The 17,520-nt window shown below is 52.6% G+C and carries 16 protein-coding genes; 9 read left to right on the top strand and 7 right to left on the bottom strand.

The window, feature by feature from the left end; genetic code table 11:
• The first annotated feature begins 49 nt into the window (after positions 1-49).
• The 8 genes from BUA85_RS03750 to BUA85_RS03715 all read left to right on the top strand — a co-directional run bounded on the left by BUA85_RS03750 (position 50) and on the right by BUA85_RS03715 (position 9,495).
• A complete protein-coding gene (locus BUA85_RS03750; protein ID WP_072899421.1) occupies positions 50-919 on the top strand; it encodes a bile acid:sodium symporter family protein in 870 nt (289 codons plus the stop codon).
• Positions 909-2,564, top strand: coding sequence for an FAD-binding dehydrogenase (locus BUA85_RS03745; RefSeq protein WP_072899420.1), 1,656 nt, complete (start codon positions 909-911; stop codon positions 2,562-2,564). Before BUA85_RS03750 ends, BUA85_RS03745 begins: the two co-directional genes overlap by 11 nt.
• Positions 2,565-2,654: 90 nt before the next feature.
• Positions 2,655-3,809 (top strand): M24 family metallopeptidase, encoded by a 1,155-nt coding sequence (locus tag BUA85_RS03740; protein ID WP_072899419.1) that lies wholly within the window; start codon positions 2,655-2,657, stop codon positions 3,807-3,809.
• Positions 3,806-4,513, top strand: coding sequence for a maleate cis-trans isomerase family protein (locus BUA85_RS03735; RefSeq protein ID WP_072899418.1), 708 nt, complete (start codon positions 3,806-3,808; stop codon positions 4,511-4,513). The genes BUA85_RS03740 and BUA85_RS03735 overlap by 4 nt, the downstream gene beginning before the upstream one ends.
• Before the next feature lie 134 nt (positions 4,514-4,647).
• The gene (locus BUA85_RS03730; protein ID WP_072899417.1) at positions 4,648-5,748 is read left to right on the top strand and encodes an ABC transporter ATP-binding protein; all 1,101 of its coding nucleotides are present in this window, start codon (positions 4,648-4,650) and stop codon (positions 5,746-5,748) included.
• A gap of 101 nt (positions 5,749-5,849) precedes the next feature.
• The gene (locus BUA85_RS03725) at positions 5,850-6,938 is read left to right on the top strand and encodes an extracellular solute-binding protein (RefSeq protein WP_072899416.1); all 1,089 of its coding nucleotides are present in this window, start codon (positions 5,850-5,852) and stop codon (positions 6,936-6,938) included.
• A 66-nt stretch (positions 6,939-7,004) separates the two neighbouring features.
• Positions 7,005-8,279, top strand: coding sequence for an ABC transporter permease (locus BUA85_RS03720; protein ID WP_072899415.1), 1,275 nt, complete (start codon positions 7,005-7,007; stop codon positions 8,277-8,279).
• Positions 8,280-8,283: 4 nt separating this feature from the next.
• The gene (locus BUA85_RS03715; protein ID WP_072899414.1) at positions 8,284-9,495 is read left to right on the top strand and encodes an ABC transporter permease; all 1,212 of its coding nucleotides are present in this window, start codon (positions 8,284-8,286) and stop codon (positions 9,493-9,495) included.
• Between the two features lie 22 nt (positions 9,496-9,517).
• Here BUA85_RS03715 and BUA85_RS03710 read toward each other — a convergent pair whose 3' ends face one another.
• The 7 genes from BUA85_RS03710 to BUA85_RS03680 form a co-directional block, all read right to left on the bottom strand.
• Positions 9,518-10,627 (bottom strand): serine/threonine protein kinase, encoded by a 1,110-nt coding sequence (locus tag BUA85_RS03710; protein WP_072899413.1) that lies wholly within the window; start codon positions 10,625-10,627, stop codon positions 9,518-9,520.
• 68 nt (positions 10,628-10,695) lie between these two features.
• A complete protein-coding gene (gene speB / locus BUA85_RS03705) occupies positions 10,696-11,673 on the bottom strand; it encodes an agmatinase (RefSeq protein ID WP_072899412.1) in 978 nt (325 codons plus the stop codon).
• A 74-nt stretch (positions 11,674-11,747) separates the two neighbouring features.
• The gene (locus BUA85_RS03700) at positions 11,748-13,226 is read right to left on the bottom strand and encodes an aldehyde dehydrogenase (RefSeq protein WP_072899411.1); all 1,479 of its coding nucleotides are present in this window, start codon (positions 13,224-13,226) and stop codon (positions 11,748-11,750) included.
• Positions 13,227-13,235: 9 nt separating this feature from the next.
• Positions 13,236-14,270: an LLM class flavin-dependent oxidoreductase gene (locus tag BUA85_RS03695; protein WP_072899410.1), complete on the bottom strand. Its 1,035-nt coding sequence runs from the start codon at positions 14,268-14,270 to the stop codon at positions 13,236-13,238.
• Positions 14,271-14,273: 3 nt separating this feature from the next.
• Complete coding sequence (locus BUA85_RS03690) at positions 14,274-15,191, bottom strand: flavin reductase family protein (protein ID WP_072899409.1); 918 nt, start codon at positions 15,189-15,191, stop codon at positions 14,274-14,276.
• On the bottom strand, positions 15,188-15,976 hold the full coding sequence (locus tag BUA85_RS03685) for an alpha/beta fold hydrolase (protein ID WP_072899407.1): 789 nt from the start codon (positions 15,974-15,976) through the stop codon (positions 15,188-15,190). The genes BUA85_RS03690 and BUA85_RS03685 overlap by 4 nt, the downstream gene beginning before the upstream one ends.
• Entirely contained in the window at positions 15,948-16,547 is a 600-nt protein-coding gene (locus BUA85_RS03680; protein WP_072899405.1) for an amino acid synthesis family protein, read from the bottom strand. Before BUA85_RS03680 ends, BUA85_RS03685 begins: the two co-directional genes overlap by 29 nt.
• A 104-nt stretch (positions 16,548-16,651) precedes the next feature.
• Between BUA85_RS03680 and BUA85_RS03675 the strand changes: the two genes are divergently transcribed.
• The gene (locus BUA85_RS03675; RefSeq protein ID WP_072899403.1) at positions 16,652-17,515 is read left to right on the top strand and encodes a LysR family transcriptional regulator; all 864 of its coding nucleotides are present in this window, start codon (positions 16,652-16,654) and stop codon (positions 17,513-17,515) included.
• Positions 17,516-17,520: the final 5 nt, after the last annotated feature.

Here is a 17,520-nt window from a genome sequence, read left to right as displayed (position 1 = left end):
CGCAATATGATCGCTTGCAGCCATTCAATCGCTTTTGGGAGGGATCGCATTGGATAGTCTCGTCTCGGTCTTTTTGCCGCTATCACTCGCAATGATCATGTTTACGCTTGGTATCGGTCTTACCGTAGCTGATTTTCGTCGTGTCGTTGAGCGCGGAAAGGTCTTTCTAGTGGGCGCGCTTTGTCAGGTCATGCTGATACCAGTCATCGCGTACGGCGTGATCATGGCCTTCGGGATCACGGGGGAGATTGCGGCAGGCATCATGCTACTTTCGTTTTGCCCCGGTGGCGTAACGACGAATGCGGTTTCTAAATTTGCCAATGGCGATGTGGCGCTTTCGGTTTCACTGACTGCTGTTGTGTCGCTCTTGTCCATTGTCACCGTCCCATTCCTCGTCGCGTGGAGTGTGGGTCATTTCATGGGGGCGGAAGCGCCAGAGATTTCGGTGACATCATTGGCCATCGCTATGGTTTTGATCACCACACTGCCGGTGTCTCTTGGAATGTTGATCCGCGGTTTGCGGCCCGCGGTTGCCGATCGCATAGAGCCCAAGCTCTTCATCGTGACGGGCATCCTTTTCGTGGTGATTATTCTTGCTGCAATTGCTGCGAACTGGGGGCTGTTCGTAACCAACTTTGCGCTACTAGGCGGCGCGCTGATTACATTGAATGTCGTCGCAATGGTTGCGGGACTCCTTATCGCGGCATTGCTGGGCTTTACATGGAAAGAACGGAAAACGATTTCCATCGAAGTCGGCATTCAAAACGGCACGCTGGGTATAACACTCGCACCTTTGATCATCGTCAGCGCTGGTGCGCTGCCCACTCTGGCTCTGCCATCTGCTGTCTACAGCGTGGTGATGTACGCCACGGCCTTGCCATTCGTTCTTTGGCTGCGGAGCCGCCACGATGCAGGCTGACGTCGTAGTCGTAGGGGCTGGACTCGCAGGCCTCGTAGCCGCCGCAGAACTGGGCGACCGCGGCAAGAAGGTCATCATCGTCGATCAAGAAGGGCCGCAGAACCTAGGCGGGCAGGCGTTTTGGTCTCTAGGTGGATTGTTTATGGTCGATACGCCAGAACAACGCCGGTTGGGCATCAAGGACAGCCATGACCTTGCTCTCCGAGATTGGATGGGGACGGCGGCTTTTGATCGGGCCGAAGATGACTGGCCCCGGAAATGGGCGGAGGCCTATGTTGACTTTGCGGCCGGAGAGATGCGCCCTTGGCTTCATAAGTTGGGGCTGCGATGGTTTCCAGTTGTTGGATGGGCCGAGCGTGGCGGGAGTTCGGCGGAAGGCCACGGAAACTCTGTTCCGCGGTTCCACATCACTTGGGGAACGGGGCCAGGGGTTCTTGAACACTTTATCCGTCGCTGCAAAGAACACGAAAATGCTGGCTTGATCAGCTACAAGTTCCGGCACCAAGTTGACCGGATCGATATGACCAACGGTACGGCAACCGGCGTCAGCGGAACAGTTCTTGCCGATGATCCGGCAGAGCAGGGCGCGCAAACCAATCGGGACAAAGTCGGTTCATTCGAGATCAAAGCGAATGCGGTTATCGTGGCTTCCGGCGGGATCGGTGGCAACTTTGAAATGGTGCGAAAGGTTTGGCCCACGGAGCGCCTAGGGGCTGCACCCAAGATGATGCTGTCTGGTGTTCCCGCACATGTAGATGGGCGTATGATTGGCATTGCAGAGGACGCAGGCGGTCATGTTATCAACAAAGATCGGCTCTGGTTCTACACAGAAGGTGTTCGCAATTGGGATCCGATCTGGCCGCACCACGGTATCCGTATCCTCCCAGGGCCATCGTCCATGTGGTTCGACGCCGAAGGCAATCGATTTGCACCGCCTGCCATGCCCGGCTTTGATACCATGGCAACGTTCAAAGCTATTTTGGACAGCGGCTATGACTACAGCTGGTTCATTCTAACCCAAAAGGTAATCAAGAAAGAATTTGCTCTTTCAGGATCTGAACAGAATCCGGATTTCACGTCCGCAAAGTGGAAAGAGGTCATCAAACAGCGCATCCTGTCTGGATCGCGGGCGACCGATCCGGTTGAGGCGTTCAAGGAGCATGGAGAGGATTTTGTCGTCGCCAATTCGCTCGCCGAGCTGGTCGCTGGGATGAACGAGGTTTCTGGTAGTGCTCTGCTGGACGAAGATAAAATCCGCACACAAATCGAGGCGCGGGATAGCCAAGTTGGTAACCCTTATGCGAAAGACGCGCAAATCATCGCGATCAGTGCTGCACGAAATTATCGTGGGGATAAGCTTATACGAACCGCAAAGCCTCATAGGTTCCTTGATCCTGACAACGGCCCGCTGATCGCCGTCAAATTGAATTTGCTCACTCGTAAAACTTTGGGCGGCCTTCAGACCAACCTTGATAGTCAAATGGTCGGCGCAGGCGGGGAGGTTGTGCCGGGTCTGTTCGCTATTGGGGAAGCTGCTGGTTTTGGCGGCGGTGGCTATCACGGATACAATTCTCTGGAGGGCACGTTTCTTGGCGGATGCATCTTCTCTGGTCGCGCCGCTGGCCGGAGCAAGGCGATTACCTAACAAGTCGTCATAGCAAAAAGACAGAAGTCTCTTGCCTAGGGATGGCAGACGGGTGTTCTGTATTCACAGCTTGCCGGAAAAGGGACATCAATGGTGGCTGCCAGAGGGTTTGAGGACCACGAATACGAAACCCGCATAGCAAATGCTCAATCCAGAATGATGGAATTGGGTTTATCTGCCTTGTTGCTCACGACCGAAACCGATGTACGGTATTTCACCGGTTTTCTAACGCGTTTTTGGGAAAGCCCAACGCGCCCGTGGTTCATTGTGATTCCGTTAACTGGGGAACCAATCGCTGTCATTCCGTCTATTGGTGCAGATTTGATGGCGGGGACTTGGATTTCTGATATTCGGACCTGGCAATCGCCGGATTTAGAAGACGATGGCGTCTCACTACTCTGCGACGCTTTGGATGAAGTTGTTCCCAATAACGGACAAATCGGGCTGCCAGATGGCCACGAAACCCAAGTGCGGATGCCATTGGCCGATCTGATGCGGCTCCAAAAACGACTAGAACCGCGCCAAATCGTGGGCGATCACGGTATCTTGCGTGACCTTAGAACGATCAAATCTGAAGCAGAAATTGCTAAGATTGAGACCGCCTGTCAGATTGCTGGTCGAGCGTTTGATCGGGTTCCTGAAATTGCCAAAAAAGGAGAGCCTCTTGATCTGGTGTTTCGTAGGTTTCAGATGCTTTGCTTGCAGGAGGGAGCAGATTGGGTTCCGTACTTAGCTGGCGGGGCGGAGCAGGGTGGCTATAGCGACGTCATTTCTCCTGCCAGTCCGAAGGAATTGGTGTCAGGCGACGTTCTAATGCTCGATACAGGTATGGTTTTTGACGGCTATTTTTGTGACTACGACCGCAATTGGTCGATTGGGCGGCCCAAGCATTCGGTTGCTGACGCCTTCAAGAAACTAATCGACGCGTCAGATGCCGCCTTTGAATTGGCGAGACCTGGCAAGACTGCCGCGGACATGTTCCACGCTATGAACAATATCCTGTCGGTCGGTGGTCCTGACACTGGGGCAGGGCGCCTCGGCCACGGATTGGGCATGTCATTAACGGAATGGCCGTCTTTTATTCCGACTGATCACACTGAACTGAAACCAGGTATGGTCCTCACGTTGGAACCCGGGATCGCTGTTGAAGGAAAAATACTCGTCCACGAAGAAAACATCGTCATTACAGACAATTCAGCGCGGTTTTTGTCGCCGAGGGCTGGTCGGGAACTGCAGGAAATATGATCCAACTCCCCTACACATTAGATGCTGATGATCCACGCGTTTTGCCCATCGGACTCATTGTTCTACAAGCAGATGAAACGCTCGAGATCGAATTTAAAACAACTCTGTCTGACCTCGAAAATCCCGTCTATGTAACTCGCATTGCAAGCGCGGAATCAGTGTCAAACGACACGTTAAGCGCTATGAAAGGGGACATCGCCTCCGCCGCATCTTTGCTGCCAAATGCTCGAAAATACGCTGCGATTGGCTATGGTTGCACATCCGCAAGCTCAATCATCGGCTCCGATGTCGTGAGTGATCTCGTGCGATCTGTTTGTGACGTCAAACATGTAACCGATCCACTTAGAGCCGCCTGTGAGAACGCGAAGTTTCTGGGCGTAAATCGTTTTGCTCTACTCTCGCCCTACGTTGAAGAAGTAAATCTACCTCTACGATCCGCCTTTACAGACTATGGAATTTCCACCGATGTTTTTGGAAGTTTCTCCGAACCCAGCGAAGCAAATGTCGCTCGAATTTCAACGAAGTCAATTGTTGAGGCCGCTTCACAGCTAGGGCAAGATGAAAGCGTCGATTCTGTCTTCTTAAGTTGCACGAATTTAAGGACTTTGGAGGCAATTTCCGAGATTCAAAATCGAATCCAAAAACCGGTATTTTCGAGCAATTTTTGCTTAGCTTGGCATCTGAAGGCGCTCAGTTCCGGCTAATTTGATAGCCATACGCGACACATTCGCCAAAAACTCAACAAAAAACTTGCGCCAAGACATTGGAATGATCTCTACTGCTTTGGATAGTGTCCTCGGTTTTTGGGCGCTTTGGGAAAGCCTAAGGGAGATGGGGTTTGACAGATACTGCGGTTGATGAGGCGTTCGTACAATTTGATCGCGTTCAGAAATCTTACGACGGCGAAATCCTTGTTGTAAAAGATCTCAACCTTTCGATGCCCAAAGGAGAATTCCTGACAATGCTTGGGCCATCAGGTTCGGGCAAGACCACCTGCCTTATGATGCTCGCTGGGTTTGAAACAGCGACACATGGTGAGATCCTCTTAGACGGCCAACCAATCAACAACATACCACCACATAAGCGCGGGATCGGTATGGTATTTCAGAACTACGCATTGTTTCCGCATATGACGGTTGCAGAAAACCTCGCGTTTCCGCTTGAAGTTCGCAAGATGGGCAAGAGTGAGCGCGATCAAAAGGTCAAACGCGCCTTGGATATGGTTCAAATGGGTGACTTCGGTGGTCGTCGACCTGCGCAACTTTCTGGCGGTCAGCAGCAAAGGATTGCCTTGGCGCGTGCGCTGGTTTTTGAGCCTGAGCTTGTTCTGATGGACGAGCCACTGGGCGCGCTAGATAAACAGCTCCGCGAACACATGCAGTTCGAAATTACGCGCCTTGCGCATGATCTTGGCATCACGACCGTCTACGTTACACACGACCAAACGGAAGCATTGACCATGTCGGATCGTGTCGCTGTTTTCGAGGACGGCCGCATCCAACAGCTCGCACCACCTGATGAACTTTATGAAGAGCCCGCGAACAGTTTCGTTGCGCAGTTTATCGGTGAAAATAACACCCTATTAGGCGAGATTGTTGAAGTAGGTACGGATAGTTGTGTGGTCAAACTGGACAGCGGAGAGTTGATCGACGCCCTGCCTGTAAACGTTTCGAACGTTGGGGATCGAACAAAAGTCTCCATTCGTCCTGAGCGTGTGGAATTCAACAAAGACCGCCTGAATCCTAACGCCCATACGATCAAAGCTGAGGTCAAAGAATTCATCTACATGGGTGACATCTTCAGATTCCGTCTTTCAGTGGCTGGAAATGATGACTTCATCGTGAAGACACGTAACGCCCCAGATGCAGTTAAACTCACACCTGGCGAGACAATCGAAATCGGTTGGTTGCCTCAAGATTGCCGGGCGCTTGACGCCTGACAGAAATGCAGAGCCTTTGAGCTCGGCAGAACAGTGGTCAAGGGAGTTGTCCGCCCACCTTGCACCACACAAACAAACGGCGGAACGACGGGAGTAAATGTATGAAACTAAGTACTTCGATTCTAGCAATCGCTGCCGCTTCAGTGGCGGGAATGGCGACTGCCCAGGAAATGACGATTGTGTCATGGGGTGGTGCGTATACTGAAAGCCAGAAGCGTGCTTACCACGACCCTTATTCAACAAATACGGGTGTGACGATCATTAATGACGACAGCGCCGCTGAGGCCGTGGCCAAGCTGCGTGCCATGAATGAAGCTGGTAACGTGACTTGGGATGTTGTTGACGTAGTCGCTGCGGATGCGATCCGCCTTTGCGACGAAGGTCTCGCTCTGGAAATCAATGCAGATGAGCAGCTTGCACCAGCACCTGATGGTACACCTGCATCCGAAGACTTTGGTGATCTGATCGTAAGCGACTGCTTCATTCCGCAGATCGTTTACTCAACAACATTTGGCTACCGGACAGATCTCGTTGGTGACACACCGCCAACAGACGTTTGCGCCGTGTTCGACACTGAAGCATACCCAGGCATGAGATCGCTTGAGAAGCGCCCAATCAACAACATGGAATGGGCTCTGATATGTGACGGTGTTGCATTCGAGGATGTCTACGACGTTCTAGAAACAGAAGAAGGTCAAGAGCAGGCTCTCGCCAAGCTCGACACGATCAAAGACAGCGTGATCTGGTGGTCCGCTGGTGCTGACACACCTCAGTTGCTCGCAGACGGTGAAGTTGTGATGGGTTCCACATACAACGGTCGCCTGTTCTCGCTGATCGAAGAGCAAAACCAGCCGGTTGCGATGCTTTGGGACGCACAGGTGTTTGACCTTGATGGTTGGATCATTCCAACAGGTCTGAGTGAAGAGCGCACACAGCGCGCCTTGGACTACGTCTACTTTGCGACGGATACACAGCGTTTGGCTGACCAAGCGAAGTACATCTCTTACGGTCCCGCACGCGCATCTTCTGCGCCTCTTGTTGGAACACATGCTGATCTGGGTATCGAGATGGCACCACACATGCCAACTGATCCAGAGAACTCCAAGCGTACTTTCCTCTACAACTACGAGTTCTGGGCTGACTATCGCGACGACATCGACGCGAAGTTCCAAGCTTGGCTGTCTCAGTAAGCGTAGAAATCAACATCGTGGAAGGGCCGTTTGGCCCTTCCTCCTTTGACTAAGCGGACCTAGACCATGTCAGATACAGCTCAAGATGGGCCAATGCTTGCTGCCGATGGCACAACGTTAAAACAAAGTCTGGCAAGAAGTTTACGCCGCGAAAAAATGCGCGCGCTTCTACTGATTGCGCCGCTTCTGATTTTTATATTCCTCTCTTTTGTCGTACCAATTGTCTCGATGCTGTTCCGCTCGATCGAGAATTCCATCCTCCAGGACACACTCCCCGAGACGGTGGTCGCACTCGAGAATTGGGATGACCAAAGCGGCGAACTGCCCGATGAAGAGGTCTATGCCGCGTTCGTGCGGGATATGTTGGTGGCGGTGGATGCCAAAACCCACACGCGGTTGGGCACACGTCTAAACTATGAAGAAACAGGTATGTCTTCGATGTTCCGCCGATCCGGCCGTCAGATCAGTCGATTGGACCCGGTGGAAGATGCACCGTTCAAAGACAAGCTAATAGACATCCACGATGGATGGGGAGACGTAAATACTTGGGCCGTGATCAAGACCCATGCCGTCCCCTATACCAACGGCTACTTTTTGAATGCTGTTGACATGCAACGGACGCCAGAAGGCGCACAAGCACAGCCGGAAAGCAAGCAAATCCTTGTGAAACTCTTCGGGCGAACGCTCTATATGTCTCTGGTCATTACGGGTTTTTGCATTCTGCTCGGTTATCCAATTGCATTCTTACTCGCGAACCTACCAATGCGGTCCGCGAATTTGTTGATGATCCTCGTGCTTTTGCCGTTCTGGACATCGCTTCTGGTCCGAACATCGGCTTGGAAAGTCATGTTGCAGCAACAGGGCGTCATAAACGATACGCTTGTATGGTTAGGCCTCGTTGATGATGCGGCACGATTAATCATTATCAACAACCAAATCGGCACGATTGTCGCCATGACACATATCTTGTTACCGTTCATGATCTTGCCGATGTACTCGGTTATGCAAACCATTCCGCCAACGTATGTACGTGCTGCAAAATCCCTTGGTGCAACCAATTGGACGGCATTCTGGCGGGTCTACTTCCCACAGAGTATCCCTGGCATCGGGGCCGGATCCATCCTCGTGTTTATCCTCGCCATTGGCTACTACATCACGCCCGAAATTGTTGGCGGTACACAGGGTGTCTTTATCTCTAACCGTATCGCCTATCACATCTCATCAAGTTTGAATTGGGGATTGGCCGCTGCCTTGGGAACAATTCTCTTGGGCGCGGTATTGATCCTTTACTGGGCCTATGACCGGATCGTTGGAATCGACAACGTGAAGTTGGGGGGCTGAGACTATGGCTGCATTAACTCCAGTCGAACGCGCTCCGCTGTCCTTCGTCGTTCCAGTCGTCGCTTTAGCAGGGGCCATTCTCGGCCTGTTTGTTGGCACTGCGAACGGATCTGGCTTGATGGGAATACTTATCGGCGCTGCTCTTTTGGCCGTGGTTTCTTGGGCGATGATTGTGGTGATCAAGAACGAGCGTGTCGCGCGCTGGGGCTTAGTGATCGCCTTTGCTATTCTGGGTTTCGTTTTAGGAAGCGTTCCTGGCGGATTGATCGGCCTAATTTCCGGCTGGTTCTTCGGGTGGTTCACGTTTTGGCTGTTTGAAAGTCGCTACCGAATGCGTCTTTTGCCCTATCTGACACCTCGACAGGTTCTTTGGCACTATGCGTTTCGAGTGATTTGCGGAGCGATTTTTGTGTTCCTAATAACACCGATTTTGGTGGTCATTCCGCTAAGCTTCAACGCTCAGGATTTCTTTACCTTCACGCCAGAGATGCTGCGTTTTGATCCGGAAGGATACAGCCTCAAACACTATGAGGATTTCTTCACAAACAACGAATGGCAACGCAGTTTCAAGAATTCACTCCTGATTGCGCCGATCGCAACGATCATTTCAGTGACGCTCGGCACGTTGGCTGCCATTGGCTTGTCTCAAGCACACGTGCCTGGCAAGCGCGCCATTATGGCGATCCTCATTTCGCCAATGATCGTTCCCTTGATCATCTCTGCAACTGGTATGTTCTTCTTCTATTCGAACATCGGCAACTTCCTTGAAGGCACGCTTGGCATGAACAAGACCTTTGTGGGTTATGTGAAAGTGATCTTGGCCCATGCGGTCCTTGGCGTGCCGTTCGTCATCATCACAGTTACAGCAACTCTTGTTGGGTTTGACCGATCTCTCACACGGGCGGCGGCAAACATGGGCGCCGATCCGGTCAAAACCTTCTTCAAAATTCAGATGCCATTGATCCTGCCTGGCGTCATCGCTGGTGGCCTGTTTGCTTTCATCACGTCGTTCGACGAAGTGGTCGTCGTACTCTTCGTTGGCTCCGCCAGCCAGAAAACGCTGCCGTGGCAGATGTTCACAGGATTGCGTGAACAAATCAGCCCGACGATCTTAGCGGTTGCAACTATCTTGGTTGTGATCTCAATTGCGTTGCTCACAACGTTGGAGCTGTTGCGCAGACGCTCAGAGCGCCTGCGCGGGATGTCACCGGGCTAGAGGCGCTGTGCGCCTCACCCGATCACTGGTGCTGGAAATAGTCTTCACAATCGCCTTCGCGATAAACATCCGCCGTACAGCAATGCAATCCGCCACCAAAGGCATAGGCATCGCGTAGATCGACTTCCACGACTTCCATGCCGAGCTTATCCATCTGCTCGGCTTGATAGACCTCGGATTTCTCGACGCAGACCGTTTTCGGGTCGAGGACCAGAACGTTCATCGACAGCCAAACGCTTGAATAGCACAGTGGCGGCGGAGTGTTATGGGCCGGCTGGGCGGCATCTACTATTTCCCATCCATTGCGTTCGAACAATGCGCGCTGATCTTTAGGCAAACGGCGCTGCGGGTTGTTTAGGATCAGACCGGGATGCAGTGGAGTAAACGTCGCATCGATGTGGATTGGGTAGGGGTCGCCGGGGAAGTTTACCGTGTGGACACGGTGATCGGGGAAGTGGCGGCGCAGCCATTCGATGCCTTTAAGATTGGTGGTGAAACCATGTTGAACGACCAAATCTTTGCCGAAGCGAAGCACGTCAGCCGCGTCGAAAAGAGGTTCTTCCTCAGTCGTCACAAAGAACTTTTCTTCTGCCCACTGCAGGCGTTTTTCCACACCGATTTTTTCAGACAGATAGTCGGGGTGATAATCCGCATCCGTCAGGCGCGGTTTTGGCGCGGCCTCATGCCGAAAATTTGGGTCTTCTTCCCAATACTGTTTCATCAGAGGCCGGTAGTTCAGATATTCGAACCAACGACAACGATAGGACATGGTCGCTTCAAGGATTTCTGATCCGACCGTCAGCAGAACGTCTCGCGGCGGCATACAACCGAACTGGCTATCGGTGTGGAAATCTGGCGTGGTAACGGGTCGCGAATGGTCGATGGAGTTTGGACGGTCCACACGCACTCCTCGAGCTTCGAGCTGAGCGGCGAACTTGTCAAGAAGCTCATTGGCCCGGTCGATTGTTTCCTGTGGTCGACGGCCCCACTGGCCACGCATATCGCTATCTTCTGGCACCTTGGCGTCTAGGGCCGGTTCCTCTGGTGGGATATGGCAATCGTCGGCGCGGCCAACGATGACGTGTTTGAGCGGATCCCATTCGTTCCAACTGTTTACGACTGTCTTTTGCATAAAACTCTCCCCTGCGATCGGAGAATCCGTAAGTGCTTTGGCAGGGTCAGGCAAGAGAAAGGCGACGTTTACGTGCTGCTCTTATTACTTTCGTGAAAGATGAAGCCGATGAAGTTCATTAAAACTTGCGCTGCAAGGATTTGCGTACTCTCGGTCGGGTCATAGGCGGGCGCGACTTCTACCAAATCGACACCGACGATATGGTTCCGCTTGGAAAGACCCTGAAGGATTTCGAGCACATCGTAGTAAAGGAACCCACCATGGCTCGGCGTACCAGTACCTGAGGCGATTGAAGGACAAAACGCGTCAATGTCGATGGTCACATAAACCCGCGCGCCTTGCGGAATGCGATCCAGCACAGCGTCCGTTCCCAATGCTCGTACCTGTCGAACGGATAGAATGTCAGAGCCTCTCGCTCGCGCATCCTCATAACCTTCCTTGGCGGTTGAGGACACATTGCGGATGCCCAGTTGGGTCATGCCGGAGACGTAGTCTTTCTCAATCGCGCGTCGCATCGGATTGCCGTGTCCCGCGGTGACGCCGTGCCGTTCATCGACGAAATCCAAATGTGCGTCGATCTGGACGATATGGATCGGGCCATTTTCGGCGCAATCATCTGCGAAAGCATTGATACAGGGGATGTTGACCGAGTGGTCACCGCCGATGACAACGGGCAGGGCGCCAGCTTGGAGAGCTTTCCTCACACCAAACGCGATGTTTTCGTGGCTTTCGTCGGTTTTGGTATGAATGATGTCAGCATCGCCAAGATCAGCAATGCGAACTGACGCGTCCAGATAGGTTGCATCGTCTTCGTGGTCATAAGCGCCAGCATGGCCAAAGCTAAAGAGCGTAGATGCCTCACGGACAGCACGCGGCCCAAACCGCGCGCCAGAGCGCCATTGCGTGCCAAAATCGAAAGGCGCACCAAGGATCGCCACATCTGCGTCGATCGATTCCCAATCCTCCACGTGTCGCGACTTAGCGAATGTGGAGATACCGACAAACGGGAGGTTTAAGCGACCGCCTTTGTATCCATGATCTTGCATTTGTTCGGCCTTCAAGTCGTTGCGTTTGTGCTAGTCTTGGTTAAACGCTTCGCTAGATCAAACGATAAATCCAATCACCTCATTATGAATGGATTTGCCATCGGTTGATCAGACGTATTTAGCCAAACCGTTTTTGTTCGCGTGTAGTCATGGATTGAGTCCACGCCGGCCTCGCGACCATATCCTGATTGGTTGAATCCACCGAAGGGCGCGATCGGCGAAATCGCGCGATAGGTGTTCACCCAGCAAATCCCGGCCTTGATCCGCGATGACACGCGATGTGCGCGGGCTACGTTTTGGGTGAAAACGCCGGAGCCAAGCCCAAAGGGGGTGTCGTTGGCGATCGTGATGGCTTCTTCTTCCGTGTCAAACGGGATCAAAGACATAACCGGGCCAAACATCTCAACTTTCAGTGTTTCGATATCTGTGTTTGGACATGTGACCAAAGTTGGTGCAAAAAAATTGCCATCTCGGTCAGGTTGATAGCCCCCGAACCGAATTTCGGCGCCTTGAGATGTGGCTTTGGAAAGCATGGTTTTGATCTTGTCGACCTGCGCCTTTGTGCAAAGAGGACCGATGCGAGTTGCGGCTTCGAGAGGATCGCCGATTGTGACATCCGCCATTTTCTCCTGAATGCGGGTAGCTAGATCATTTAAGATGGAACGATGCACGATACCGCGTGATCCAGCGACGCAGCTTTGGCCAGATGCGCCAAAGTTTCCCGCGATCAACCCATTGGCTGCACCTTCGAGGTCGGCGTCTTCAAACACAAGAATCGGGGATTTACCACCAAGCTCAAGTGACGTGACAGCAAAGTTCTCTGCTGAGTTGCGGACGACATGGCGCGCGGTTTCCGGCCCACCAGTGAAGGCAATGCGATCGACGTCTGGATGACGTGTTAGCGGAATGGCGCAGTTTTCGGCATCACCGGTGATAACCGAGACCACACCCTTTGGAAAACCCGCTTGCTCAACCAATTTTGCAAACTCCAGCATTGGGGCAGGGGCAATTTCTGAGGCTTTCAATACGACTGAACAGCCTGCAGCGAGTGCCGGTCCAACCTTAGTCGCCGTAAGGAACATCTGAGCATTCCAAGGGACAATCGCGACCACGACGCCCAAAGGTTCGCGGCGCGTGAAAACGTGCATGTCGGGCTTGTCGATGGGCAAAACCGCGCCTTCGATCTTGTCGGCCAGTCCCGCAAAATAGCGATAGTAGTCGGCAACATAAGCGGTTTGCGCCGACGTCTCTGCCAACAACTTGCCGCTGTCGGTAGTTTCGATTTGACCCAGATGCGCCGCATTTTCTTCAATCAGTTCCGCCAGCCGATACAGTAGTTTCCCGCGATTGGTTTGCGTCATGTCCCGCCATTCAGGGTCATCCAGAACACGCCGTGCCGCCGAGATGGCTCGGTCAACATCATCGGGAGATGCACAAGCGAAACTGGCCCAATCCCGCCCAGTCGCCGGGTTCTGGGAGGTCATGGTTTGCCTCTCTGATCCCTCGCACCAAGCGCCATCAATGTAGAGTTGGTAGTGTCGGTTCTTGCTCATCTCAGGTCCTCACTGAAACTTTGGCATGACGTCGTCGATAAACCGCGCAAGAGACGCGCGTTTCCGCTCAAAGCTCATGCCGCTGTCGATCCAGAACGAATATTCATCATAGCCTAAATCTTCGTATTTCTTAATCCGATCCGTAACTTCGGTAGCGGTTCCAATTGTTAAGTCTCGTGCCAAGTTGTCTTTCGACATCATCTTGTTGTTGGCGATATCTTCGTCCGTCAGTGGGTCGATCTGGCCTTGACGGACGTCTCGCTTGTTTTGGAACCATGCGCCAAAGTAGTTGTAGAAGCGCGATAGTTCTTGCGATCCACGCTCCACATCTTCGGCGTCTGCTCCCACATAGGTGTGGTGCAAAAGCATAATTTTCGGACGCAGACCATCATAACTGTCGCAGGCGTCGTTAAACCGGCCCATAAGGGTTTCAATCTCTTCCATCCCTTGCCAGAGGGGTGTGACCTGAATGTTGAACCCGTTGTGGACGCCAAATTCGTGGCTGTTGGGATCGCGTGCTGCAATCCATATCGGTGGGCCATCCTTTTGAACAGGTTTTGGTGCAGAGGTGCTGGAAGGGAAATTGAAAAATTCGCCCTCATGCGCACAGTCGCCTTTCCAAAGTTGTGGCAGCAACGGAGTAATCTCCCGCATCCGCTGGCCGGCTTCCCATGCATCCAATCCGGGCATCAAGCGTTCGTATTCATAGGAATATGCGCCCCTTGCAATCCCTAGTTCGATCCTGCCGCCGGTCATTAAGTCGGCGGAGGCCGCTTCACCGGCCAATTTGATAGGATGCCAGAAAGGCGCGATTATTGTTCCAGTCCCCAGACGGACGTTTTTGGTATGGTGTGCTAAGTTCACCAGCGACATCAGAGGGTTTGGCGCGATGGTAAAGTCCATTCCATGATGTTCACCCGTCCAAACAGCACGCATTCCAGCATCGTCAGCCATCTTACAGAGTTCGATAAACTGATCATGCAGCTCATCCTGTGGTTGGTCATTTGTAAGGCGCTCCATATGCGCAAACAGTGAAAACTCCATGGGTCAGCTCCTTTCCGAAAGTGCGTGTGTTTCGCCTTGTCGATCGTCGCCCAGATACAGAGCAAAATCGCGCGTCTCAGCTTCAACGGCATAACGCTGCATCATGTCGGCGATGGGTTGGGTGGTATATGTGAGTGTTGAGAGTTCTTGCGCAGGCACCGCGAAAAACGGATTGTCCTGTGGCAGCTTGGACGCTGTGGCGAGAATGTAAGAATAATGTGTTGTTGCGTCGTCAAAGACAGAATAGGCAGCGCCAAGGCTCACTGAAATGCCTTTGTCGTCCAGTGCTTGATGCAATGTTTTGCGTAGGTTTGAGCGCCCTGTTGTTCTAATATGTGGTGGTTGAAAGCCCTCAGAAACTTGTTCCAACAGGATTTTGCCGTCCACTTCGATCAGCGCACCGCAGACGGCTTGCTTATCCGCGGTATCTGCCACCTGCCGTTCGAGGCCAAGGCTGAAGTATTTTCCACCCGCATAGCCCAGTCCAGCCTTGTCCTGGTGCTGGAAAGTATCAACTCTCCCGATCAGAACGCAGTGGTCGCCCGCATCGAGCACGTCGTGGGTCGTGCAGGAAAACTGAGCGGTCGCGCCATCAATGAGGGGCATGGCGTTGGCATCTAACTGATGCGGAACTCTTGCGAAGCGATCCCCATTATAGCTTGCGAATGTATTGGACACATCCTCTTGCCCTTCGGCGAGAACATTGACCGCAAAGTGCTCAAAGGTTGCGAACGCCTTATAGGATGACAAAAATTTGCCGGGGCAAAACAGCAAGAGCGGCGGGTCGAGCGAGACGGACGAAAAAGAGTTGGCCGTAAACCCCAAGGGCGTGTCATTGGCATCACGGGTCGTGATGACGGTTACCCCTGTCATAAAGCTGCCAAAGGCATTTCGAAGGACACGGGTATCCAAATGAGTCATTGTGCGGCGCCTTCCAAAATTTCCAAAAGAACCGAGTTCACTTGATCGGGGTGGGTCATGGGAAGCATATGCGCGGCACCTTCGACGATAATTGCGCGGCCGCGAGGCACGATTTCGGCCATCGTTGTCGACATTGCTGGCGTTGAGTTCGGCTCTTGTACGCCGGTCATGAAAATGGATGGACAGGCAACGTTCGTCAGCAGTTCACGGTTTGGAATTTGGCTGTAGGCAAAGGCTGTGTAGGCCGATTTGTAGGCAGAGGGATCAACTGTTTCGAGCCACGATCGACACGCGTCACGTTCTGGGCTTTCCTTGTCTTCAAACCAACGCTCGAGCGTCACCGTTGGATCAACCTGCGTTACCCCATCCAATTCATCGGCACGAGATTGCACGGCTTTGGCGGCCGCATTGCTTCGATCGAAGATGGCATTGAGCGCGACGACTGTCTCGACGAGGTCAGGGTGTTGTTTCGCCAGTGCCAAGGCAAGCATCGATCCCATCGAATGTCCCACCACGATTGCAGGGAACGGCAACGAACCAAGAATGGCTGATGTGACATCCAGATAATCCGACATTGTTTGTGATGATCTGGATCGCTTGTTTTCCCCGTGTCCAAGCATGTCGGGAGCAAACACTTGGGCGTGGTTCGCTAACCCGTCCAATTGCGCAGCCCAAGCCTCCGCTCGCAAACCTACGCCGTGCAGAAACAGCACGGGCTGCCCTTTGCCTTTTACGATCGCCGGGTATCCAGCGATCTCAGACCGCGGCTGGGTTGTCCACATCATGACCTAAATCCTTTAGATCCTGGTACCGATCGCCGATGCGATGATGCGGACGACCTGAGGTTGCAGCGCCTAGCACGATCACGACTTCATCGTCTCGCGGCGCATCAGGGATCGCGAACTGGATCGTAAGATAATGCGATCTTCGCCCAACGTCGTTCGTATCCATCAAGGGCACCATAATAGGTGCATTGGCACCGCCTCGCGTGTTCGTGAAGGCAAGATAGGATTTCGCGTCGACGGCCTGTCGGTAATGATTGCCAAATCGCAAAGTATGGATAAGGCCAGAGGCGTGTTCGATCTCGCCGTCTAAGCCGACGACGGCAGCTTTGCCATAAGCTTCAATCGCCTCACCAGAACCTGCAAGTGCGAGCATCCTCTCGGTCATCATCTTACCTAGGATTGGGCCAAAGGCTTGAATTTCAGGTTTCAAGTCTTCTACGAAACGACCCGCCCATGGGTTTTGAATAATGGCTGCAACAGCAAACATCCGCCAAGGTCGTTTGGCGGCTCTAAATCCCTCAATCAAAATCTCGTCGTCATATGTAACGATTTTACGAATCTGCGGTTTCATGGAACCTCCGACATCTTCTTGCGAATTTAGAAAGCGCCAGAATCTTTGACAAATGATGGCTCCATGTGCTTAGGCATTAAAAAAGCTAATGGATAACTTGATCAATGGCGAAATCGCTCCCACCGCTAACTTGGTTTCGATCGTTTGAAGCTGCAGCTCGGACGTTGAGTTTTACAGCCGCTGCAGATGAGATTGGCTTGACCCAATCGGCGGTTAGTCAACAAGTCAAATCTCTGGAGATGCGACTTGGCGTGCTGCTTTTTTCAAGGCGACCTCGTGGTCTCGCCCTCACGGATGAGGGTCGGAAATTACTGCCTCAAGTGGGTGCGGCTCTAGAAACTCTTTCTGCTGCGGCAAAATCATTTGAACTTGGCCCCTCAACAAACCTGCTTACCATCGCGACTTCCGTAAGTGTGGCGCAGTGGCTCATAACTCCTCACTTGTCAGAGTTTCGAGAGCAACACCCTGATATCAAAATCAGAATTCTCAGCGCTGTGTGGCCAGACGATTTTCAAGTCGCACGCGCAGATGTCGAAATCCGTTTTGGATCAGATAAGCAGGTCGGCGCCAACGCGGAACTGCTAGAACCCAATGCATTGGTGGCATTAAAATCGCCGAGGCTTCAAGGCAATCTCGCGGATCTACCGCTTATCGAGACTGTCGGTACTTCTGTGAGTTGGTCAGACTGGAAGCAGGACGGCGATCAAAAACTCAAGCCAACTATCTATACCGATACATATGGCATGGCCTTACAAATGGCGGCCGACGGAAATGGTGTCGCCTTGATCAGCGAACTTTTGGAGCCTCATGCGGTTTCAACCGGTCTGGTAGAGAGGGTCGATGAGCAAAAGTTGTTTGGTCAAGAAGGGTATTACCTATCCGTAAACGAAGGTGTGCCGGAGGCCGAAGAATTTCGACAATGGCTTTTGGATAAATTGGCTTCAGTTCAATTTACCAGTCAAGAGTAAGCCAA

Source organism: Cognatiyoonia sediminum (genome assembly GCF_900129845.1).
Classification (GTDB): domain Bacteria; phylum Pseudomonadota; class Alphaproteobacteria; order Rhodobacterales; family Rhodobacteraceae; genus Cognatiyoonia; species Cognatiyoonia sediminum.
This window is presented reverse-complemented; position numbering and strand designations above follow the sequence as displayed.